The sequence below is a fragment of the Mesorhizobium sp. BAC0120 genome (genome assembly GCF_033542235.1).
Classification (GTDB): domain Bacteria; phylum Pseudomonadota; class Alphaproteobacteria; order Rhizobiales; family Rhizobiaceae; genus JAWRCU01.
In genome coordinates this window covers 680640-702628 of the sequence record NZ_JAWRCU010000002.1, presented here as the reverse complement: position 1 = coordinate 702628, position 21989 = coordinate 680640, and the positions used below count along the sequence as shown (strand labels likewise).

The following is a 21989-nucleotide window of genomic DNA, read 5'->3' as shown; positions in this document are numbered from 1 at the left end:
GTATCAGCCCTTCATCATGTTCACGTCTTCGACCGCGATCGAGCCGCGGTTGCGGTAGAAGACAACCAGGATCGCAAGTCCGATTGCCGCTTCGGCGGCCGCGACCGTCAAAACGAACAGCGCGAAGACCTGTCCGACGAGGTCGCCGAGCGTGGCCGAGAAGGCGACGAAGTTGATGTTGACGGCGAGCAGGATGAGCTCGATCGACATCAGGATGATGATGACGTTCTTGCGGTTCAGGAAGATCCCGAACACGCCAAGCGTGAACAGGATGGCGGAAACGGTAAGAAAATGAGAGATGCCGACCGTCATCAGATGCCCCTGCCCGTCTCGACCTTCTTGACCTCGATCGCAGTGGCGGGCGTGCGCGCGACTTGCGCGGCGATCGACTGCCGCTTCACCCCGACCTTGTGGCGCAACGTGAGCACGATGGCACCGATCATGGCGACGAGCAGAATGAGCCCGGCGATCTGGAAGTAGTAGATGTAGTCCGTATAGATGATGTCGCCGAGCGCGGCCGTATTGGTCCGCACCGCCAGGTCGGGCATCGGCTTGGCGATCTTGCCGGCAAGCTGCGGCGCGAAGGCATAGCCGCCGAGGACCACTACCAGCTCGCCGGCGAGGATTAGCCCGACCAACGCGCCGACCGGCGCGTATTGCAGCGCTCCGCTCTTCAATTCGGCGAAGTCCACGTCGAGCATCATCACGACGAAGAGGAAGAGCACCGCCACCGCGCCGACATAGACGACGAGCAGGATCATCGCCAGGAACTCGGCACCGGCGAGCAGGAAAAGCCCGGCCGCGTTGACGAAGGTGAGAATCAGGAAGAGCACGGAATGCACCGGATTGCGGGCGGAGATCACCATGAATCCCGCCGCTACGGCGACGAATGCGAAGAGGTAGAAAAATACCGCTTCCAGACCGTTTAGCATTGGTACTCCGTTGCATTCCCAGCCGTCAGCGGCTCACCGCTTTCCGGCCGACTCCGCCGCCGCCTCCGGCAGCCGAAACCGCGTGTTCCTTAGACGAGCGATTGCCGCCCGTCCATGTTCATTCTTTCCCTTCTCCCCGTCTGCGGGAGAAGGTGGCCCGGAGGGCCGGACAAGAGGCGGCGCCAACTTTTGTCAGGTTCGCGCAACCGCTCATCTGCCTGCCGGCATCTTCTCCTCATTCACGGGAGAAGACCGCTGATCGGCATCTGTCACCGATACGGTGCGTCGAGCGCTATGTTGCGAGCGATCTCGCGCTCCCAACGGTCGCCATTCGCGAGCAGCCTATCCTTGTCGTAATAGAGCTCCTCGCGGGTCTCGGTCGCGAATTCGAAATTCGGACCCTCGACGATCGCATCGACCGGGCAGGCTTCCTGGCAGAAGCCGCAGTAGATGCATTTCACCATGTCGATGTCGTAGCGCACCGTGCGGCGCGTGCCGTCATTGCGGCGCGGCCCCGCCTCGATGGTGATGGCCTGCGCCGGGCAGATCGCCTCGCAGAGCTTGCAGGCGATGCACCGCTCCTCGCCGTTCGGATAGCGCCGCAGAGCATGCTCGCCGCGGAAGCGCGGCGAAACCGGCCCCTTCTCGTGCGGGTAGTTGAGGGTCGCCTTCGGCGAGAAGAACTGCCGCATGGAAAGAAAGAAGGCGCCGACGAAATCCTTGAGCAGCAGCCCCTTCGCGGCCTGGGAGAGAGCGGACATCAGGCAAGCCCCGTAAGTTTCAGGAACGCCGCAGTCGCAACGACCATGAAGAGCGACAGCGGTAGGAATACTTTCCAGCCAAGCCGCATCAACTGGTCGTAGCGGTAGCGCGGCACGAAGGCCTTCACCATAGCGAACATGAAGAAGACCAGGCAGACTTTGAGCACGAACCAGATGACGCCCGGAACCCAGGTGAACGGCGCGAAGTCGAACGGCGGCAGCCAGCCTCCCAGGAACAATATCGTCGTCAGAGCGCACATCAAGACGACCGCGACATATTCGCCAAGGAAGAAGAGAAGGAACGGCGTCGAGGAATATTCGATCATGTGGCCCGCGACCAGTTCCGACTCGGCTTCCACCAGGTCGAAGGGCGGGCGGTTCGTCTCGGCAAGCGCCGAGATGAAGAACACGATGAACATCGGGAAGAGCGCCAGCCAGTGCCAGTCGAGGAAGGTGTTCGGCAGGCCGAGCATCGTGCCGATGCCGTCACGTTGGGAAAGCACGATGTCGGAGAGGTTGAGCGATCCCACCGCAAGCAGCACCGAGACGATAACGAAGCCGATCGAGACTTCGTAGGACACCATCTGAGCGGCCGAGCGCAGAGCGCCGAGGAATGGATATTTCGAGTTTGACGCCCAGCCGCCCATGATCACGCCGTAGACCTCGAGCGAAGAGATCGCAAAGACGTAGAGGATGCCGACATTGATGTTGGCGATCGCCCAGCCCTCGTTCACCGGGATCACCGCCCAGGCGGCCATGGCGAGCACCGCGGAAACCACTGGCGCGAGCAGGAAAACGCCCTTGTTGGCGCCGGAGGGTATGACCGGCTCCTTGAAGACGAATTTGAAAAGGTCCGCGAAAGCCTGAAAAAGCCCCCAGGGCCCGACGACGTTCGGTCCGCGGCGAAGCTGCACTGCAGCCCAGATCTTGCGGTCGGCATAAAGGATATAGGCAACGCCGATCAAAAGGATGACCAGCAGGACCACCGACTTCAAAAGTATGATCAGCGCCGGAAGGACGTAGATGGAGAAGAAGCTGTCCATGTCGTTACCTATTCGGCCGCCTGCTTGAACCCGCCCCTGGCCAGGGCCGAGCATTCAGCCATCACGGCCGACGCGCGGGCGATCGGGTTGGTGAAATAGAAGTCCTTGACCGGCGAGACGAACGCGCCCTTGCCGAGTTTGCCGCCAAGCCCGGCGAGCTTGGCGATATCGGCAGGGTCGCCCGCTGCGATCTGATCGATTTTCGCGAGATGCGGATAGTCGGCATAGAGCTTTGCCCGAAGCTGCCCGAGCGAATCGAACGGCAGCCGGTGTCCGAGCACATCGGAAAGTGCGCGCAGTATCGCCCAATCCTCGCGAGCGTCGCCCGGTGCGAAACCGGCGCGGTTTGCCATCTGCACGCGGCCCTCCGTGTTCACGTAGGTGCCCGATTTCTCGGTATAGGCCGAGGCCGGCAAGATCACATTGGCACGGTGCGCGCCGGCGTCTCCATGCGTGCCGATATAGACGACAAAGGCATCGCCGGTCTTGCCCATATCGAGCTCGTCCGCGCCGAGCAGGAACAGCACGTCCGTCGCACCCAGCATGCCGGCGACGTCCTTGCCGCCGGGCGATGGCACGAACCCGATGTCGAGGCCGCCGACGCGGGCGGCCGCCGTGTGCAGCACGGCAAAGCCGTTCCACTCCGGCGTGATGGCATTGACGGCCTGAGCGAGCTTTGCGGCGAGGCCGAGCACGGCAGCGCCGTCAGGGCGCGCGATCGCCCCCTGGCCGACGATGACCAGCGGCCGTTCGGCCTTTTGCAGGACCTCGAAGAAGGCTCCCCTGCCCTCGGCAAGCTCAGCCAGTGAATCCGCACCAGCACCGAGCATTTCGTAGGGATAGCGCAGGTCGCCGACATCGCCGATGACGCCGATCGGCAGAACGCCGGAGCGCCACCGCTTGCGAATGCGGGCATTGAGCACCGAAGCCTCGAAGCGCGGGTTGGCACCGATGATCAGCACCGCATCGGCGCGCTCGATCCCCTCGATGGTGGGATTGAAGACGTAGCTGGCGCGGCCGTATTTCGGGTCCAGCGCGGCGCCGTCCTGTCGGCAGTCGATATTCTTGGAGCCAAGCGACTGCATGAGGAGCTTCAGAGCATACATCTCCTCGACTGCGGCGAGATCGCCTGCGATCGCGCCGATCCTTTCCGGCGTCGTTTCGGCGACCGCATCGCGGATAGCGGCAAAGGCTTCCGGCCAGCTTGCCGGCACCAGCCTGCCGCCCGTCCGGACATAGGGCCGATCGAGGCGCTGCGAGCGCAGTCCGTCCCAGATGAAGCGCGTCTTGTCGGAGATCCACTCCTCGTTCACCTGGTCGTTGGTACGCGGCAGCACGCGCATCACCTCACGGCCCCGGGAATCGACCCGGATTGCCGAGCCTACTGCGTCCATGACGTCGATGGACTCGGTTTTGGTCAGCTCCCATGGCCGCGCCTGGAAGGCATAGGGCTTGGAAGTGAGCGCGCCGACAGGACAAAGGTCGATGACATTCCCTTGAAGCTCGGAGGTCATCGCCTGCTCGAGATAGGTCGTGATTTCCATGTCCTCGCCGCGCCCGATCGCGCCGAGCTCGGAGATGCCGGCCACCTCCGTCGTGAAGCGGATGCACCGCGTGCAGTGGATGCAGCGGTTCATGATCGTCTTCACCAGCGGGCCGATATATTTGTCCTCAACCGCGCGCTTGTTCTCGTGATAGCGCGAGGAATCGACGCCGAAGGCCATTGCCTGGTCCTGCAGGTCGCACTCGCCGCCCTGGTCGCAGATCGGACAGTCGAGCGGATGATTGATGAGCAGGAACTCCATCACCCCTTCCCGCGCCTTCTTCACCATTGGCGTGTTGGTGAAGATTTCCGGCGGCTGCCCCTCCGGTCCGGGGCGCAGGTCGCGCACGCCCATGGCGCAGCTCGCCTGCGGCTTGGGCGGACCGCCTTTCACCTCGATCAGGCACATGCGGCAGTTGCCGGCGATCGACAGCCGCTCATGGAAGCAGAAGCGCGGGACTTCCGCGCCCGCCTCCTCCGCTGCCTGCAGCAGCGTGTAGTGGTCGGGTACCTCGATCTCTTTCCCGTCGACCTTGAGCTTAGCCATCTACCCTATTTGCCCTTCGATTTCTTCGGTCCGGACAGCGACTTCGCCTGTTCGATCCAGCCGTCGCGATCGATACGCCCTCCAAATGACAGGTAATCGTCGATCCAGCCCACTTCCTGCTTTCCCCAAGCTGCAATCTGCGCATAGGTCCAGACGCCGAGATCGTTGAGTACCTTCTCGAGCTTGGGCCCGATACCTGAGATTGCCTTGAGGTCGTCCGGCTTGGCCGGACGCTCGATGGTGCGCGGCTTGCGCAAGCCGTCCGGTTTCGAGGCCGTCTGCCGGGACACTGGCTTCGGTGGCGCGACAACAGGCCCGACCTCGGTCTCGGCAACGGCTGCGGCAGGCTCAACCGGCTTTGCAGGTCGCGGAGAAGCCTCTGCTTTCAGCGGAGACGGCACCACCTGCGCCTTGGGAGCGCCCGACCCGCCCCCAACAGGCCTGGTTTCGACCGGATCGGCTTTCATGGACTGAGCTTTGCCAGGTTCAGCTTTGACAGGCTCAGCTTCGACACGCTCAGCTTCGACAGGCTCAGCTTTGGGAACCACTTTAAGCGCCGGCTTCGGCCTGCGGGTGAAGGGTATGGGCTCCGCAGCCGTCCGCTTCGGCGTTTTCGCCGAAGTCGCTGCACCGGCGCCCTGATCGGCGAAAGCGAGCGGCGCCAGGAGGCGCTGCGAGGTCTCGGCCGCGCCGGCGACCAAGCCCGCCCAAATGCCGAAGGCATGGCTCGCCAGGCCCAAGCCGAGTGCCGACATGGCCATGGCACCCGCCGCGGGATGTGCCATCAGATTGATTGCCGCCGCCACGTCTTGGGGCAGGCTGATGGTCAAGTCCTTGCTCATCTTCTCAAGCCGCGCCGCATCGATCGAGGGATAGCCCGGCATCTGGAATATCGACATGATCTGTCTCCTTCCCGTTCGAACCCGCATACCTCTTCGGCGTTCCGCCCATTGCGCCATTCACTCTGTCGACCCGCATCGGCGCAACTGCGAGCCGCTCTGCTGCTGCCCCTATTCCGCCGCCTCGAGAACCGGCTCGGCCCTGTGGGCGTTGCGCGAGAACTCGTCGATGCGCCGTTCGACCTCATGCCGGAAATGCCGCATCAAGCCCTGGATCGGCCAGGCTGCCGCATCCCCCAGCGCGCAGATCGTGTGACCTTCGACCTGTTTGGTGACGTCGAGCAGCATGTCGATCTCACGCTTCTGCGCTTCGCCGCGCACAAGCCGCTCCATGACGCGCCACATCCAGCCAGTGCCTTCCCGGCACGGCGTGCACTGGCCGCAACTCTCATGCTTGTAGAAGTAGGAGAGCCGCGCGATCGCCTTCACGACGTCCGTCGACTTGTCCATCACGATCACTGCCGCTGTGCCAAGGCCGGATTTCAGGTCGCGCAGCGCGTCGAAATCCATCGGGCATTCCATGATCTGCTCGGCCGGCACCAGCGGCACCGACGCGCCGCCGGGGATAACAGCGAGCAGATTGTCCCAGCCGCCGCGGATGCCGCCTGCATGCCGCTCGATCAGCTCGCGGAACGGGATAGACATCTCCTCTTCCACCGTGCACGGGTTGTTCACATGGCCCGAGACGCAGAAGAGCTTCGTGCCAGCATTGTTGGGCCGACCGAAGGAGGAGAACCAGGCTGCGCCGCGACGCAGGATAGTCGGCGCAACGGCGATGGATTCGACATTGTTGACCGTGGTCGGACAACCATAAAGGCCGACATTCGCCGGGAAAGGCGGCTTCAGCCTCGGCTGCCCCTTCTTGCCCTCGAGGCTCTCGAGCAGTCCGGTCTCCTCGCCGCAGATATAGGCGCCGGCACCGTGATGAACGTAGATCTCGAAATCGTAGCCGAACTTGTTGTTCTTGCCGAGGAAACCCGCCTCGTAAGCTTCGTCGATCGCCCGTTGCAGGGCCTCGCGCTCGCGAATGAACTCGCCACGCACATAGATGTAGGCGGCGATCGCCCCCATCGCGAATCCGGCGATCAGACAGCCCTCGACGAGCGTGTGCGGGTCGTGGCGCAGGATCTCGCGGTCCTTGCAGGTGCCGGGCTCCGATTCGTCGGCATTGACGACAAGGTAGGAGGGACGGCCGTCGCTCTGCTTCGGCATGAACGACCACTTCAGACCGGTCGGGAAGCCGGCTCCGCCGCGGCCGCGCAGCCCCGACGCCTTCATCTCGTTGACGATCCAGTCCCGGCCCTTGTCCAGGATATCCTTGGTGCCGTCCCAATGGCCGCGCGCCATGGCGCCTTTCAGCGACTTGTCAAAGACGCCGTAGATATTGGTGAAAATGCGGTCTTTGTCCTGAAGCATCGCTTGTCCCTCAGACCGGCTTCTTGCCGAAGACGCGGATGTATTCCTCGACGCCGCCTCTGGCCAGCGCGTCGGCCTGCTTCACCCAGTCGTCGCGCTCGATGCGGCCTTTGAAGTTGAGATAGCTATCGATCCAATCGCGCTGTTGCCTGTTCCACGAAGCGACTTGCGCGAAGGTGTAGATGCCGAGCGAATGCAAGATTCCCTCGACCTTGGGACCGACACCGGAGATCAGCTTGAGATCATCCGGCTGCTCCGGCCTCGCCATGCCGGCGGGGCGATTTGCGTCGTCGAGTGACGGCTTCGCGGCAGTCGCGGCGGTCGCCGCCTTGCCGATCTCCTCGCTTTGCCCCGTCGGACCGACCTTGGAAAGTTCAGGCGACTTGTATGCGCTTGCAGGCTCGCTCCGCGGCGTCTGGGCCGAGCGCTGCTTGCGAGTTTTTTCAACCTTTTCAGAGGCCTGGTTCGCGTTCGCCGCGACATGGTTCGGCGGCTCGACGCTGGTCGTCTTCTCAGCCTGCGCAGAGACCTTTTCCGGCGACGGCGACTTGACCGCCGCGCTGGTCTCGGCCGCTGCCGTCCTCGGCCTGCCTGCCTCCGAAGGCGGTGTTGCAGCACCTTCCGCGGCTTCCGCCGCGCGTGCTTCCCTGTCGCGGGTCGATTTCAACACAAGCTTTTCGTTGGTGAGCGAGGTGAGGCCCGACTGGGGCGCAGAGACGATGCGGTCGATCTGCGTCCCGGGCGGGATGCTGTCGCCCTTGCCGGCCTCAAAGGCGTCGATGATCTCGCCGAGCCGTTCAGGCGTCAGGTCCTCATAGGTGTCCTTGAAGATCATGATCATCGGGGCATTGACGCAGGCGCCAAGGCATTCGACTTCTTCCCAGGACAAGGTGCCATCGGCGTTGGTGTGGAACTGCTCGGGATGGATCTTCGAGCGGCACACATCCATCAGCGCCTCTGAGCCGCGCAGCATGCAGGGGGTCGTGCCGCAAACCTGGACGTGGGCGCGCGTGCCAACCGGCTTCAACTGGAACTGCGTATAGAAGGTCGCGACCTCGAGCGCGCGGATATAGGCCATGTCGAGCTTGTCGGCGACGTGCTCGATTGCCGCCTTGGTGACCCAGCCCTCCTGCTCCTGCGCCAGCATCAGGAGCGGGATGACGGCCGAATGCTGCCGGCCTTTGGGGTATTTGGCGATCCATTTCTCGGCGGCGGCCGCATTCGCCTGGTTGAAGGCAAAGGACGGCGGCTGAACGGACGGTTCTGCTAAACGACGGACGGACATTAGCGGTCGACTTCTCCAAACACGATGTCCAGGCTTCCGAGGACGGCGGAGATATCGGCCAGCATGTGGCCGCGGCAGAGGAAGTCCATGGCCTGCAGATGCGCGAAGCCCGGCGCGCGCAGCTTGCAGCGGTATGGCTTGTTGGTGCCGTCGGAGACCAGATAGACGCCGAACTCGCCCTTCGGGGCCTCGACCGCGGCATACACCTCGCCGGCCGGCACGTGATAGCCTTCGGTGTAGAGTTTGAAATGATGGATCAGCGCCTCCATCGAGCGCTTCATGGCGCCGCGTTTCGGCGGCACGACCTTGCCATCCTCATTGGTGACCGGCCCTACCCTTTCGGAGCCGAGCAGACGATCCACGCATTGCCGCATGATCCTCGCCGACTGGCGCATCTCCTCCATGCGGATGAGGTATCGGTCGAAGCAGTCGCCGTTCTTGCCGATCGGAATATCGAAATCCATTTCCGGATAGCATTCATAGGGCTGCGACTTGCGCAGGTCCCAAGCCGCGCCGGAGCCGCGCACCATGACGCCGGAAAAGCCCCAGGCCCAGGCGTCGTCCAGCGAGACGACGCCGATGTCGACGTTGCGCTGCTTGAAGATGCGGTTGGGCGTCAGCAGGTCGTCGAGATCAGCGACCGTCTTGAGGAACGGGTCGATCCAGTTGCCGATGTCTTCGACGAGCTTTTCCGGCAGGTCCTGATGGACGCCGCCTGGCCGGAAATAGGCGGCATGCATGCGCGCGCCACAAGCCCGCTCGTAGAAGACCATCAGCTTCTCGCGCTCTTCGAAGCCCCACAGCGGCGGGGTAAGCGCGCCGACGTCCATTGCCTGGGTCGTGACGTTGAGCAGATGCGACAGGATTCGGCCGATCTCGCAATAGAGCACGCGAATGAGCTGCCCGCGCTTCGGCACCTCGATGTCGAGCAGGCGTTCGACGGCCAGAGCGAAGGCATGCTCCTGATTCATCGGCGCGACATAGTCGAGCCGGTCGAAATAGGGGACGGCCTGCAGGTAGGTCTTTGCCTCGATCAGCTTCTCGGTGCCGCGGTGAAGCAAGCCGATATGTGGATCGATGCGGTCCACCACCTCGCCGTCGAGCTCGAGCACGAGGCGCAGCACGCCGTGCGCAGCCGGATGCTGCGGCCCGAAATTGATATTAAAGCTGCGAACTGACGTTTCAGGCATGGGAGGCGGGTCTCGGCACCATGTGAATGGTGAATAGTGAATGGTGAATGGCGTTGTTCCCCGCCATCATTTCCGGCCGGCCTTCTCGTCGCCGGGCAGCACGTAGTCGGTGCCTTCCCACGGTGACATGAAGTCGAAGTTGCGGAACTCCTGCCTCAGCTCGACCGGCTCGTAAACGACGCGCTTGGCCTCGTCGTCGTAGCGGACCTCGACGAAGCCGGTCAGTGGGAAATCCTTGCGCAGCGGATGGCCTTCGAAACCGTAGTCGGTCAGCAGCCGGCGCAAATCCGGATGTCCCGAGAACAGCACGCCGTAGAGATCGTAAGCCTCGCGCTCGAACCAGTCGGCACCCGGATAGACGCTGGTGACCGAGGGAACCGGCGTATCCTCATCCGTCTGGACCTTGACGCGGATGCGCTTGTTCTGGCGTGGCGAAAGCAGGTGATAGACCACGTCGAAGCGCTTCTCGCGCTGCGGATAGTCGGCGCCGGAAATGTCGATGATCGACACGAATTGGCACTGAGGGTCGCGCTTGAGGAAGGAGAGCACGTCGACGATGTCGACCGGCTCCACGAGGAGCGTCAGCTCGCCATAGGCCAAAGTCGGCTGTCCGGCCTTCGCGCCGAGCTTGTCGGCGAGGTAGGTCGCGAGTTCATTGAGAGAATCAATCATCGACGGGTCACCGCTCGATCGTTCCGGTGCGGCGGATCTTCTTCTGAAGAAGAAGGATGCCGTAGAGCAGCGCCTCGGCCGTCGGCGGGCAGCCCGGCACGTAGATGTCGACCGGCACGACGCGATCGCAACCGCGCACCACCGAATAGGAATAGTGGTAGTAGCCGCCGCCATTGGCGCAGGAGCCCATCGAGATCACGTAGCGAGGCTCCGGCATCTGGTCATAGACCTTGCGAAGCGCGGGCGCCATCTTGTTGGTGAGCGTGCCAGCGACGATCATCACGTCGGACTGGCGAGGCGAGGCGCGAGGCGCGATGCCGAAGCGCTCGGCGTCGTAGCGCGGCATCGACATCTGCATCATCTCGACCGCGCAGCAGGCAAGACCGAAGGTCATCCACATCAATGAGCCGGTGCGCGCCCAGGTGATCAGCGCCTCGGTCGAGGTGACGAGAAAGCCCTTGTCGGCGAGTTCGTTATTGATCTCGCCAAAAAAGGAATCGTCGGCGCCTACCGGTTTTCCAGTCCGAGGGTCCAGCACACCTTTCGGCTTCGGGGCGACGAGTGTCGTGGAGCTATCGTTCAATCCCATTCCAGGGCTCCCTTCTTCCACTCATATATGAACCCGATCGTCAGAACGCCCAGGAAAACCATCATCGACCAGAAGCCCAGCATGCCGATATCGCTGAACGATACCGACCACGGAAAAAGGAAGGCCACTTCTAGATCGAAGATGATGAAGAGAATCGATACGAGGTAGTAGCGGATGTCGAACTTCATGCGCGCGTCATCGAAGGCGTTGAAGCCGCACTCATAGGCCGAAAGCTTCTCGGGATCCGGATTCTTGTAAGCAATCAGGAACGGCGCGACGACCAGCGCGATACCGATGACGATCGCCACGGCGATGAAGATGACGAGCGGCAGATATGAACTCAGAAGTCCGTTCATTGGCTGACTTTCAGTTGGCTCGGACAGGCATTCACTATCGCACCGCAGTCAACAGCGAAAGCGCGACGATTTGGCCTGCGCAGCGCCGGAATGCCCATGTTGCAGCGCGGCGAGGGTTAGCGCAGCCGCGCCGGGGAAGCAAGCGCAACTCTGCGAGTTTCCCTTCTCCCCCGTTTACGGGGAGCAGGTGGCCCGAAGGGTCGGATGAGGGGCTGCGCCGACATTGGCAAGATTGGCGCCGCCCGTCATGTGCCTGCCTGCGTCTTCTCTCCGCGAACGAGGAGAAGACGGCCTGCCGCAAGGTCGCTGCGCTCACGCCTTGATCGCCGCCGCGTAAGACGCGAGGAACGAGGCTAGGTTGTCGCCGAGCGCGTCGCAGAGATATCCGCCCTCCTGGACGATGACGGTCGGCAGGCGCAGCGGGGCGATCGTCTCGGCAATCCGCGCAAAGCCGGGCGTCGTCACCGACAGGCCGCCGAAGGGATCGCCTTCGAAGGCGTCGAGCCCGAGCGCCACGACCAGCGCGTCTGGCGCGAAACATCGGACGCGCCGAACACCGACCTCCAGAGCGGCAAGGAACGCTTCGTCCCCGGATTTGCGAGGCAAGGGCAGGTTCAGATTTGAGCCGAGGCCCGGCCCTTCGCCGCGCTCGCTCGCATAGCCCCAGAAGAAAGGATAGAATCGCTCGGGATCGGCGTGAAGCGATACGGTCAGCACGTCACCGCGCGCATAGAAGATGCCCTGTGTGCCGTTGCCGTGGTGAAGATCGACATCGAGGATTGCCACACGCCGAGCCTTGGAGCGCAGACGCTCAGCCGCAATCGCCGAATTGTTCAGGAAGCAGAAGCCGCCGGCGACATCTGCAAACGCGTGGTGCCCGGGCGGCCGGCAGAGCGCATAGGCTGCCGGTTCGCCGGCAAGCACGGCGTCCGCCGCCTCGACAGCGCTCCAGGCGCTCCAGCAGGCGCTGCTCCATGTCTCGGCCGAGATCGGGCAGGCGGTATCGGCCATATGATAGCCGGCCTGGCCGACCGCGGAAGCCGGATAGGAACCGCCCCGGGCAATCGGATGGATATTGGGAACCACCTCCTTCGAAGCGCCTTCGATCCGCTGCCAGCGCTCGAAGATGCGTTCGAGGAAGTCGAGATATTCCGCCGTGTGGATCGCTGCGACCGGTCCGAGCCCGTGAGCCGTCGGCCGGTTGATGGTCAGGCCGGCCTTGCGCGCGCCCGCAAGCAGCCGCTCGACCCGCTCCGGCTTCTCCGGGTTGGGTTGCTGCGCGCCGCTCGAAAGAAACATCGTCGGGTCGTGCTGCTTCTGCTCGTCGGCGTAAAAGGCCTTCATGTCGTCCCCTGATCGTCCTTGCCCCCGGAGGCCAGCGCCTCGAAGGCCTCGCCATAGGCGGCATGAATGCGGTCCGCCTCATAATGGGCAATACCGAGCCGCTCATAGAAACCCTGGGCCGCAAAATTGTCTGCATCGACGGCCAGGCGCAGATAACCTGCTCCCCTGTCGCGCGCCTGTGCCGCGGCACGCCTGACCAGCCGTTCACCGACGCGCTCCCCGCGGAAGCGCGGCTCCACGTAGAGATCCTGGATATAGATGCCCGGGCATCCCCGCCAGGTCGAAAAGCTGCGGAAGAACAGGCACATTCCGGCGAATTCTCCACCGATCTCGGCGATCAGCCCTTCGAAAGCCCGGCCGGGCGCCAAGCCATGGCGAGCGAGATCGGCAGGCGTGCTGTCGATCTTGTGAGCTAGGCCGAGATGCTCGCCCATTGCCAGGATGGCGGCGTGGATTGCCGCGGCGTCAGCGGGGGTGGCGGGGCGGATGGTGACGGTGCGCGTCATCAATTGATGCCAACCCCCAAGGTCGGTGCCCTATCGCGCCCCCCTCTGTCCTGCCGGACATCTCCCCCACAAGGGGGGAGATTGGCTGTCACAGGTGGTTTCGCCAACCTGCAACGCTGCAGGAGAGGTGCCGTCAAAAATGAAGGCCAATCTCCCCCCTTGTGGGGGAGATGTCCGGCAGGACAGAGGGGGGCAACGTAGGGCACTGACATCAAACCGTTCAGAACGCCACCCTATCCGCCCCCTTGAGCGCCAGGATCTCCCGCGCCTCCGCAGGCGTGGCGATCTCCAGCGACAGCCCCTCCAGGATCGTGCGGATCCGCCTCACCTGCTCGGCATTGGACTTCGCCAGTTCGCCGGGAGCGATATAGAGGCTGTCCTCCAGCCCGACCCGAACGTTGCCGCCCATGGCGGCTGCCATCGAGGCGATCGGCATCTGGTGGCGGCCGGCGGCAAGCACCGAGAAATGATAGTCGCTGCCGAACAGCTTGTCGGCGATGCGCTTCATATGCATCAGGTTTTCCGGATCGGCGCCGATCCCGCCCAGCACACCGAACACGAACTGGACGAAGATCGGCCCGGAGACCAGGCCGCGATCGCGGAAATGCGCGAGGTTGTAGAGGTGGCCGACGTCGTAGCACTCGAACTCGAAGCGCGTGCCGCAGTCAACGCCCAACCGCTTCAGGATGCCTTCGATGTCGGCGAAAGTGTTCCTGAAGATGCCGGCACGCGTGGCCTCCAGCATCTGCGGCTCCCATTCATGCTTCCAGTCCTTGCGCTTGTCGAGCGCCGGGAACAGGCCGAAATTCATGGAGCCCATGTTGCAGGAGCACATTTCCGGCTCGGCCGCCAGCGCGGCGGCCAGCCGTTCCTCGAGCGTCATGAGTGACGAGCCGCCGGTGGTGATGTTGATCACGGCATCGGTCGCCTGCTTGATGAGGGGCAGGAAACGCATGAAGACGGCCGGATCGGCGCTCGGCCGGCCGTTCTGAGGATCACGGGCGTGCAGGTGCAGGATCGCTGCACCGGCCTCGGCCGCGGCGATCGCCTGCTCTGCGATCTCGTCCGGCGTCACAGGCAGATGGGGGCTCATGGACGGCGTATGGATCGAGCCCGTGACCGCGCAGGAGATAATGACTTTTCGCGCCATGCTTTAGCCTCAGCCGTTCACAGGAAGGTCGAATTCACGGGCTGCGACGGCGATGGCGTCGCCGAGAATCGACACGATCTCGCCAACCTGTTCGCGCGTGACGATCAGCGGCGGACAGACCATGATGCAATCGCCCTGCACGCCGCCGGCAACGCGGCGGAAATAGACGATTAGGCCGCGCTCATAAGCGAGATCGAGCACACGCTGGCCGATCTTCACCTCGGGCGGCAGGTTTTTCATCGTCGCCGCATCGGCAACGAATTCGAGCGCTGTCATCAGCCCCTTGCCGCGAACGTCGCCTATGAAGGGAAAGCGTTTCGCCAGATCGCGCATCCCGTCCATCAGCACCTCGCCCATCAGTGCTGCGCTCTCGATCAGCCCAAGCCGGTCGATCTCGCCGAGCACCGCGAGCCCCGCCGCACAGGCGAGCGGATTGCCGGCATAGGTGTGGCCGTGCTGGAAGCCGCCCATGTCGAGCACAGGCCTCACCAGCCTCTCGGGCGCGGCCATGGCGCCGAGCGGCGCATAACCCGAGCCGATGCCCTTGGACAGGGAGACGATATCGGGGCGGCAGTTCCAATGATCGCCGCCGAGGAATTTTCCGGTGCGCGCCACGCCGCTCATCACCTCGTCGTGGATCAGGAGGATGCCATAGCGGTCGCATATCTCGCGGATGCGCGGATAGTAGCTGTCGGGCGCAACCAGGGCATTGGTCGCAGCGCCGCCGATCGGCTCCATGATGAAGGCGACGACGCTCTCGGCACCTTCGGCAATGATCTTCTCCTCCAGCATGTCCGCATATTTGATACCGCGCTCCTCCATGGAGAGGTTGTCGCGGTCGCGATAGGCGGTCGGCGCGGGAATGCTAGGCATCATGCGGATCTGGTCGGCAAAGCTGTCGGTCAGCATGCCGTCGCCGGTGATGGCGAGCGCGCCATAGGTGCCGCCATGGTAGGAGGGCATGCGCCCGATCACCTTCCAGCGCTTCGGCTGGCCGGTAGCGACCGCCCATTGCCGCGCGAGCTTTATGCAGGCTTCCACTGCCTCCGAGCCGCCCGACACAAAGAAGATACGGTCAAGCTGGTTCGGCATCCGCATCGCCAGCTCCCGCGCGAGTTCCTCGGCAGGCTCGTTCTCGAAATGCAGGCGATAGGCGAAAGTCGCCTTGTCCATCTGCCGTTTCATAGCATCGAGCACGTTCCTGTTGCCGTGCCCGATATTGACCGCCACCGGGCCGCTCGAACCGTCGATGAAACGCCGCCCGTCCTGCGTCCAGACAAAGATGCCTTCCGCACGGTCAATGAGTGGCCGCCGCAGACGTGTGACGTAGAAGAGGTGGGAGGGCTTGGGGCTGGCAGGCTTCGTAGTGAAGGGTACTTCGTTCAACGTTTTTCCCCGTGATTGTTGAGGCCGCGCACTTCGCGCCCCCCTCTGTCCTGCCGGACATCTCCCCCACAAGGGGGGAGATTGGCCTTCATTATTGGTTTCGCCAATCGCCGATGTTGCAGGTTGGCGAAACCAAAGCGGCCGTCCAATCTCTCCCCTTGTGGGGGAGATGTCCGGCAGGACAGAGGGGGGCGACGTAGGGCAACAACCATCGAGAGTGTCATCTCAACCTACCGCCCCACATACCGATCCAGCACGTTACGCGTCACCATTTCGACCATGGCGTCGTGGCGGAGCAGGCCCGCGACCCATTCGCAGCTGCCGGCGTGGAACACCTCGCCCTCGCCGCGCCTGAAGTTGACGATCATGCCGGAACTGCGCTTGACCTTGTCGACGGAAGCCGGGCTCTCGTCGTGATAAAGTGTCGAGGCGACGAAGCGGGCATCCTCGTCGTTCAGGAAGCCGCCGGGCGGCAGGCCCTGCCCTTCCTCGATCAGCGTCGCCATGCCGAGCGCGAGTATGTCCACGCCCTCCGGCGCGCCGTCCGTGCCGGTCGGCTCGGGCAAGCCGTTGCGGATCACATAATCCAGACCGTCGACCTCGTAGCCGAATACGTGGCCTTCGGCGCCGAGCAGGTCGCCGTAGGACAGGCCGGTTCCGGCAAAGGCCCAATGCTCCGGCCGGTAGACCGGAAAGCCGCGCATGCCGCGGCCGGCACAATTGCCCCAGCCTACATAGACGCCGGCGACGGCGTTGAGCCCGAAGGTCGCGGCGCCCGGCCGGCCGATCTCGGGCGCCTCCCAGGAGTTGGTGGCGCGCGTTACATCGCCGCCACGGTAGACCGGGTCTTCGGCACGCGCGCGGTATTTATAGCAGACCTGCCGGCGCCCCTCGTCCTCCAGCCTCGTCTGCCACATGAAGTTGCCGGCAAAACGGGCGACGCGACCGCCGCCGTTCACATAGGCATCGACGGCATCGCGCATCTCCCAGGTCCAGTATTCGTCATGGCCGGTAAAGACGATGCAGTCATATCCTTCGACCAGCTCAGGATCGAATTGGAGCTCGTGCTGCGTGGCAAGGTCGATCTGATGGCCGTTGCGCTCGGCCCAGCGGAAGAAATGGCCGTCATAGCTTGCCCAACCGGCCGAGGCGTATTTCTTGGAATGGCCGGTCGCATAGGCCCACTCCATATGGGGGTAGCGGGGCGCGGCGGCGGGAGGCAGCGCGACCTCCAAAGGCACCCGCGGCGCAGCGGCGGGCAGCCTGACGAAGCCCCTGCCCCACGGGCGCTGGGTCGAAACAGCGACGGCGAACTGGTCGCGGCCGGGTCCGGTGATGCCCTGGTAATGGTTGGAACCGCCCCAGGTATTATAAGCGAGCCAGGTGCCTGTCGCGGCGATCTGCAGGATTCTGCCGCGTTTCTGACCCCGCGCGGGCCTCACTATGATCCAGTGATCACATGAGATCGGCTTTCCGTCCCGGCCCTCGGCGCTCAGCGTGATTCGGTAGAAGCCGGACGGCCATTCGCGGGGAATCACGAAGTCCAGCGTCGGCTGCCAGCCGCAGCCTTCGACCGAGCACTGGTCCGGCGTATCCTGCCAGCGCCCACCCTGCCCTTCCAGTGTAAGAGCCGGAGTTTCATCGGCGCCATCGCGAACGATCTCGACGCGGAAGGCCGGCGCAGTGGAGCTGACGTGAAGCGCCACCGTGTCGCCGGGCCGGTATGAGAAGCGCGGCGTGTAGCACCAGATCTCGCCTCTCTCCCCGCCCATGCCGGGATATTCGTAATAATGGCCGAACACCGCCTCACGCCGCTGTTCGGGCGTGAGACCAAAATCGGGGAAATCTGCAGGCAACCGATGCATCGTTCAGACAGAAGAGAAACCGTCGAACGATAGATATCAAGCCCCGTCGCCACGCCAGCGAAAAGGCGCGATGGCCTGCATGAGCAAGCGCTGTGGCTCAAAGAGCCAGCACTCGACGATTCCAATGAAAATTCAGGAATTTGGGAAATGGCGCGAGTGACGGGGCTCGAACCCGCGACCTCCGGCGTGACAGGCCGGCACTCTAACCGACTGAGCTACACCCGCGCATGACGCTGGCCTCAAGGGCGTCGCGTCGTGGGCGGTCAATTAAGGGCTTGCCCGGTTAGTGTCAAGCGGCGTGGAGCGCTATTCTCGAGTGCCCGCAAAAGACTTGTTGGAAATGTAAGTGCGGCCACTGGCCGCGGTCACTTCCGACACCTGCCGGCCCGAGCATCACGCCGCGGAGGCCCTTCCTCAACGGCGGCGATTTCACCTTGCGGACGGTGGCCGAACCGCATAAACAGCCAGCCCGGCAAGGGCGATTAGCTCAGTTGGTAGAGCGCTTCGTTTACACCGAAGATGTCGGGAGTTCGAGTCTCTCATCGCCCACCAGCCTTCGCGCTTCGGCTCGGCAAGCCATCGGCGCCACGATCGCCCCTTCCCCAGCAATTGCAGATGTATCGCGGTTTCGCTGGGACAAACCGCACCCTTAGAGTCCGCGCTTCGATTGCGCCGTAGCAAAGCCGGGCGGCCGCCCAGCTTTGCCGATGTGATGTAGTGTGTCGTCATCTCGGGCACCGCCATGAACCACATCGTCGCCAACATCCGTGTCGATCATGTCGTCGCCGGCATCGCCGAACAGCTGGTCGTTCCCCTCCTCGCCCCAAAGAGCGTCGTCGCCGAAACCGCCTTCCAGCCGGTCGTTGTCGAACCCTCCGATAAGTAAGTCGGTCAGCATGCCGCCGAGCAGGGTATCGTCGTCGGCCAGCCCCGTTATGTGGTTGGTCTCGCTCGCAATGCCGCTTAGATTATCGTTGCCGTTGTGCCGATGATGGTGGCCATTGGTTTCTCCGTGCAAACAACGTTGATCAGAACAATCTGCGTTGCTGGCTGAGAAACCCAATGTCTCCAGAGGGAACGTGATCACGCCGTGACAGGCTCGGCGCAGTCTTGCCGAACCCCGGTTGCCGATCATTGAGTAGGGGCTTAGGTGCACTGCGGGCCTACCCCCCTTCGCCACGAAGCGAAGCCGCCAATACCCGCAAGCAGGGTCAACCTAGCCACTCGTGCCGCGCCGTGAAAGCTGGCGGCACCCCAGAATTCCCGCATCCCCCCGGGAATGGTTGACCTTGCGTTGAGACCGGCCGACGCTCGACGGTCGGGCTCGCTTTGTGATCGAGGAACCCCGTCCCCAAAAAGGCAAAAAGCCGGGCCCTTCCGCCCGGCTTTTCGTGGTTTTATTCCAAAACCTTGCGCGGCTCAGTTCACCGCGTCCTTGAGGCCCTTGCCGGCGGAGAACTTCGGCACCGTACGGGCCGGAATCTTCACCTCGGCGCCGGTCTGGGGGTTGCGCCCCGTCGTGGCTGCACGCTTGGTCACCGAGAAATTGCCAAAGCCGACGAGCCGGACGTCTCCGCCGTTCTTGAGTTCCGACGTGATGACGGAAAAAACCGCGTCCACGGCCGACTGGGCGTCGCCTTTGGAAATCTTCGCCGCGTCAGCGACGGCGGACACCAGTTCGTTCTTGTTCATAAAATGTCCCTTCCTTTAGAAAACCGGCAGTCCTCGACTCAACCGGCAGGAACCGGACCATAGTTAGAAGTCGTTCGCCAACCAAGCCGAAAAACCTGCTGCAACGCGAAAAAAGCCCGGAAATCCGGGCTTTTTAACAAAAAAGCCGGGCGCGAGGCCCGGCTTTCTGTTTCAACGGCAGATGGCAGCGCCTAGTGGGCGAAGGTTTGCGCCCCGGCATCGTCGGTCACTTCCGGCTTCGCGGCCGGCGTCTCCGCCGGTTCCGACCATTCGATCGGCTCGGGCATGCGCAGCAGCGCATGCGAGAGAACCTCGCCGACGCGGCTCACCGGGATGATCTCCAGACCGCTCTTCACGTTGTCCGGAATATCCGCGAGATCCTTCGCGTTCTCTTCCGGGATCAGCACCTTCTTGATGCCGCCGCGCAACGCAGCCAGCAGCTTCTCCTTGAGGCCGCCGATCGGCAGCACCCTGCCGCGCAGCGTGATCTCGCCGGTCATCGCGACATCGGCCCTGACGGGGATGCCGGTCAGCACCGAGACGATCGCGGTCGCCATGGCCACGCCCGCCGACGGTCCATCCTTGGGCGTCGCGCCTTCCGGCACGTGCACGTGGATGTCCTTCTTGTCGAAGATCGGCGGCTCGATGCCGAAATCGATGGCTCTCGAGCGCACGTAAGACGCCGCCGCAGAGATCGATTCCTTCATCACGTCCTTCAGGTTGCCGGTCACCGTCATGCGGCCCTTGCCGGGCATCATGACGCCTTCGATCGTCAGCAATTCGCCGCCGACCTCGGTCCAGGCAAGCCCGGTGACCACGCCAACCTGGTCGTCCGTCTCAGCGCGGCCGTAGCGGAAGCGCGGCACGCCGAGGTAGTCCGCCAGATTGTCAGGCGTCACCTTCACCGACTTCTTCTTCGAGCGCAGGATCTCCGTGACCGCCTTACGTCCGAGCTTCATCAGCTCGCGCTCGAGGTTACGGACACCCGCTTCGCGCGTGTAGGTCTGGATGATCGCCCTCAGCGCATCGTCGCTGACGGAGAACTCCTTCGGCTGCAGCGCGTGATCGCGGACCACCTTCGGCATCAGATGCCGCTTGGCGATCTCGACCTTCTCGTCCTCGGTGTAGCCGGCGATACGGATGATCTCCATGCGGTCCATCAGGGCCGGCGGGATGTTCAGCGTGTTCGCCGTCGTCACGAACATCACGCTCGAGAGGTCATATTCGACCTCCAGATAGTGGTCCATGAACGTCGAGTTCTGCTCGGGGTCAAGCACCTCCAACAGGGCCGAAGACGGATCGCCGCGGAAGTCCATGCCCATCTTGTCGATCTCGTCGAGCAGGAAGAGCGGGTTGGACTTCTTGGCCTTCTTCATCGACTGGATGACCTTGCCGGGCATCGAGCCGATATAGGTCCGGCGGTGGCCGCGGATCTCGGCCTCGTCGCGCACGCCGCCCAGCGCCATGCGCACGAACTCACGTCCGGTCGCCTTGGCGATCGACTTGCCGAGCGAGGTCTTGCCGACGCCGGGAGGTCCGACGAGGCACAGGATTGGCCCCTTCAGCTTCTTCTGGCGCGCCTGCACGGCGAGATATTCCACGATGCGGTCCTTGACCTTGTCGAGGCCGTAGTGATCGGCGTCGAGCACCTCCTGCGCATAGTTCAGGTCGCGCTTGACCTTGGAGCTCTTGCCCCACGGGATCGACAGCAGCCAGTCGAGATAGTTGCGCACGACCGTGGCCTCAGCCGACATGGGCGACATGGTCCGGAGCTTCTTCAGCTCGGCCTCCGCCTTCTCGCGGGCTTCCTTGGAGAGCTTCGTCTTCTTGATGCGCTCCTCGATCTCGGCAGCCTCGTCGCGGCCGTCCTCGCCCTCGCCGAGCTCCTTCTGGATCGCCTTCATCTGCTCATTGAGGTAATACTCGCGCTGCGTCTTCTCCATCTGGCGCTTGACGCGCGAGCGGATACGCTTCTCGACCTGCAGCACGGAGATTTCGGCCTCCATGAAGCCCATCGCCTTCTCCAGGCGGTCCTTGACGGACAGCGTGCCGAGCATCTCCTGCTTCTCGGGAATCTTGATCGCGAGATGCGAGGCGATGGTATCGGCGAGCTTGGAATAGTCGTCGATCTGGCTAGCGGCGCCAACCACTTCCGGCGATATCTTCTTGTTGAGCTTCACATAATTCTCGAAGTCGGAGACGACCGAGCGGGCAAGCGCCTCGATCTCGACCTCCTCCTCCGCCGGCTCTTCGAGAACCGTGGCACGCGCCTCATGGAAATCGATCTTGTCCGTGAACGCGGTGATCTTGGCGCGCGCAGCACCCTCGACCAGCACCTTCACGGTGCCGTCCGGGAGCTTCAAGAGCTGAAGCACATTGGCAAGCGTGCCGACGTCATAGATCGCATCCGGCTCAGGATCATCATCCGCGGCGTTCTTCTGGGTCGCAAGCAGGATCTGCTTCTCCGCGCCCATCACCTCTTCCAGCGCCTTGATCGACTTCTCGCGCCCGACGAAGAGCGGAACGATCATGTGTGGGAACACAACGATGTCGCGCAGTGGGAGGACTGCGAAGACACCATCGCCGGAAGTTCGGGCAAATTTAGCCATGTTCTTACCTTTCCGTCGCTGCCGCCAAATGGCCGACCGCGACTCTCATATTAACGGCCACAGGCCGTTCCGCCTACACCACCTTTGGAGACGATGATTTTTCAGCACGGAAGCGAGCAAGAGACCTCTCGCCACGATAGGTGGAGGCATAGGGGGCAAAGGTCAAGGGCAAGCGCTAGCCGGCTATCGTATATTAGGCATGCA

20 protein-coding genes and 2 tRNA genes are annotated in these 21989 nt (G+C 63.2%); 1 reads left to right on the top strand and 21 read right to left on the bottom strand.

The genetic code is table 11. The annotated features are described in order from the left end of the window. Positions 1 to 3 precede the first annotated feature (3 nt). The 18 genes from nuoK to SAZ10_RS06735 all read right to left on the bottom strand — a co-directional run bounded on the left by nuoK (position 4) and on the right by SAZ10_RS06735 (position 17709). Complete coding sequence (gene nuoK, locus SAZ10_RS06820; protein WP_318608427.1) at positions 4 to 312, bottom strand: NADH-quinone oxidoreductase subunit NuoK; 309 nt, start codon at positions 310 to 312, stop codon at positions 4 to 6. Further along, a complete protein-coding gene (locus SAZ10_RS06815; RefSeq protein ID WP_318608426.1) occupies positions 312 to 932 on the bottom strand; it encodes an NADH-quinone oxidoreductase subunit J in 621 nt (206 codons plus the stop codon). Before SAZ10_RS06815 ends, nuoK begins: the two co-directional genes overlap by 1 nt. A gap of 269 nt (positions 933 to 1201) precedes the next feature. Further along, on the bottom strand, positions 1202 to 1693 hold the full coding sequence (gene nuoI / locus SAZ10_RS06810) for an NADH-quinone oxidoreductase subunit NuoI (RefSeq protein WP_318608425.1): 492 nt from the start codon (positions 1691 to 1693) through the stop codon (positions 1202 to 1204). Then, entirely contained in the window at positions 1693 to 2736 is a 1044-nt protein-coding gene (gene nuoH / locus SAZ10_RS06805) for an NADH-quinone oxidoreductase subunit NuoH (protein ID WP_318608424.1), read from the bottom strand. The genes nuoI and nuoH overlap by 1 nt, the downstream gene beginning before the upstream one ends. Positions 2737 to 2744: 8 nt before the next feature. Continuing rightward, positions 2745 to 4826 carry an NADH-quinone oxidoreductase subunit NuoG gene (nuoG, locus tag SAZ10_RS06800; protein ID WP_318608423.1) on the bottom strand — a complete coding sequence of 694 codons (2082 nt, stop codon included), beginning with the start codon at positions 4824 to 4826 and terminating at the stop codon, positions 2745 to 2747. Between the two features lie 5 nt (positions 4827 to 4831). Further along, positions 4832 to 5725, bottom strand: coding sequence for an NADH-ubiquinone dehydrogenase (locus SAZ10_RS06795; RefSeq protein ID WP_318608422.1), 894 nt, complete (start codon positions 5723 to 5725; stop codon positions 4832 to 4834). Positions 5726 to 5836: 111 nt separating this feature from the next. Next, positions 5837 to 7141 carry an NADH-quinone oxidoreductase subunit NuoF gene (gene nuoF / locus SAZ10_RS06790; protein ID WP_318608421.1) on the bottom strand — a complete coding sequence of 435 codons (1305 nt, stop codon included), beginning with the start codon at positions 7139 to 7141 and terminating at the stop codon, positions 5837 to 5839. A gap of 10 nt (positions 7142 to 7151) precedes the next feature. After that, positions 7152 to 8426, bottom strand: a complete 1275-nt coding sequence (locus SAZ10_RS06785) for an NADH-quinone oxidoreductase subunit E (RefSeq protein WP_318608420.1) — start codon at positions 8424 to 8426, stop codon at positions 7152 to 7154. Beyond that, entirely contained in the window at positions 8426 to 9616 is a 1191-nt protein-coding gene (locus tag SAZ10_RS06780) for an NADH-quinone oxidoreductase subunit D (RefSeq protein ID WP_318608419.1), read from the bottom strand. The genes SAZ10_RS06785 and SAZ10_RS06780 overlap by 1 nt, the downstream gene beginning before the upstream one ends. Before the next feature lie 66 nt (positions 9617 to 9682). After that, complete coding sequence (locus SAZ10_RS06775; RefSeq protein ID WP_318608418.1) at positions 9683 to 10288, bottom strand: NADH-quinone oxidoreductase subunit C; 606 nt, start codon at positions 10286 to 10288, stop codon at positions 9683 to 9685. 7 nt (positions 10289 to 10295) lie between these two features. Beyond that, positions 10296 to 10877: an NADH-quinone oxidoreductase subunit B gene (locus tag SAZ10_RS06770; RefSeq protein WP_318608417.1), complete on the bottom strand. Its 582-nt coding sequence runs from the start codon at positions 10875 to 10877 to the stop codon at positions 10296 to 10298. After that, positions 10868 to 11233 (bottom strand): NADH-quinone oxidoreductase subunit A, encoded by a 366-nt coding sequence (locus tag SAZ10_RS06765; RefSeq protein ID WP_318608416.1) that lies wholly within the window; start codon positions 11231 to 11233, stop codon positions 10868 to 10870. The genes SAZ10_RS06770 and SAZ10_RS06765 overlap by 10 nt, the downstream gene beginning before the upstream one ends. Positions 11234 to 11545: 312 nt before the next feature. Continuing rightward, positions 11546 to 12577 (bottom strand): histone deacetylase family protein, encoded by a 1032-nt coding sequence (locus SAZ10_RS06760; protein ID WP_318608415.1) that lies wholly within the window; start codon positions 12575 to 12577, stop codon positions 11546 to 11548. Continuing rightward, positions 12574 to 13083 carry a GNAT family N-acetyltransferase gene (locus SAZ10_RS06755; RefSeq protein WP_318608414.1) on the bottom strand — a complete coding sequence of 170 codons (510 nt, stop codon included), beginning with the start codon at positions 13081 to 13083 and terminating at the stop codon, positions 12574 to 12576. Before SAZ10_RS06755 ends, SAZ10_RS06760 begins: the two co-directional genes overlap by 4 nt. Before the next feature lie 220 nt (positions 13084 to 13303). After that, complete coding sequence (locus SAZ10_RS06750) at positions 13304 to 14233, bottom strand: 3-keto-5-aminohexanoate cleavage protein (protein ID WP_318608413.1); 930 nt, start codon at positions 14231 to 14233, stop codon at positions 13304 to 13306. Between the two features lie 9 nt (positions 14234 to 14242). Then, positions 14243 to 15619: an aspartate aminotransferase family protein gene (locus SAZ10_RS06745; protein ID WP_318608412.1), complete on the bottom strand. Its 1377-nt coding sequence runs from the start codon at positions 15617 to 15619 to the stop codon at positions 14243 to 14245. A gap of 230 nt (positions 15620 to 15849) precedes the next feature. Then, positions 15850 to 17484, bottom strand: a complete 1635-nt coding sequence (locus SAZ10_RS06740) for a N,N-dimethylformamidase beta subunit family domain-containing protein (protein WP_318608411.1) — start codon at positions 17482 to 17484, stop codon at positions 15850 to 15852. Between the two features lie 148 nt (positions 17485 to 17632). Further along, positions 17633 to 17709: transfer RNA gene (locus tag SAZ10_RS06735), tRNA-Asp, on the bottom strand. A 251-nt stretch (positions 17710 to 17960) separates the two neighbouring features. On the opposite strand from SAZ10_RS06735, the gene SAZ10_RS06730 reads away from it, so the two are divergent. Beyond that, positions 17961 to 18036: transfer RNA gene (locus SAZ10_RS06730), tRNA-Val, on the top strand. 97 nt (positions 18037 to 18133) lie between these two features. Here SAZ10_RS06730 and SAZ10_RS06725 read toward each other — a convergent pair. The 3 genes from SAZ10_RS06725 to lon all read right to left on the bottom strand — a co-directional run bounded on the left by SAZ10_RS06725 (position 18134) and on the right by lon (position 21785). Next, positions 18134 to 18619, bottom strand: a complete 486-nt coding sequence (locus SAZ10_RS06725; protein ID WP_318608410.1) for a calcium-binding protein — start codon at positions 18617 to 18619, stop codon at positions 18134 to 18136. Positions 18620 to 18903: 284 nt separating this feature from the next. After that, positions 18904 to 19176, bottom strand: coding sequence for an HU family DNA-binding protein (locus tag SAZ10_RS06720; protein ID WP_318608409.1), 273 nt, complete (start codon positions 19174 to 19176; stop codon positions 18904 to 18906). A 191-nt stretch (positions 19177 to 19367) separates the two neighbouring features. Next, positions 19368 to 21785 (bottom strand): endopeptidase La, encoded by a 2418-nt coding sequence (gene lon / locus SAZ10_RS06715; RefSeq protein WP_318608408.1) that lies wholly within the window; start codon positions 21783 to 21785, stop codon positions 19368 to 19370. Between the last annotated feature and the right edge of the window lie 204 nt (positions 21786 to 21989).